This is a genomic window from Saccharothrix sp. ST-888 (genome assembly GCF_000955975.1).
Lineage (GTDB): Bacteria > Actinomycetota > Actinomycetes > Streptomycetales > Streptomycetaceae > Kitasatospora.
In genome coordinates, this window is the sequence record NZ_JYJF01000613.1 from 1 (window position 1) to 349 (window position 349).

Annotated in this window: 1 protein-coding gene; it reads right to left on the reverse strand. The window is 75.1% G+C overall.

The annotated features are described in order from the left end of the window. The coding region (locus UK12_RS42180) for a hypothetical protein (RefSeq protein ID WP_045307075.1) at window positions 1-349 on the reverse strand (349 nt) is incomplete at both ends.

Genomic DNA, 349 nt, shown 5'->3' on the forward strand with positions numbered 1-349 from the left:
TCGTAGACCAGCGCCTTCGGTACCAACTCCCCTGTCGCGCCGCCCGCGTTCACCGCGTCCTCGGACAACGCCTGGCCGCCGACGCCCGCGTAGGAGTTCATGACCCCGCTCACGACACCTGCCGCGAACTCCCCTCGCACACCCTGCACGGCGGGCGCCCGGGCGCCGCTCATCTCCTGGAGCACGGCGCCGCCCACCAGAGGCCCCAGCCCGGCCAGCAGCGTCGGCTCGGGCAGTCGGGCGGCAACCAAGGAGCCGACCGGGACGGTGCAGGCGGCCGCCCCGACCAACGGGAGCATCGCGGCCAGCCGCACCTGCCGCCAGCTGCCGGCGAGCCCGACCGCACTGA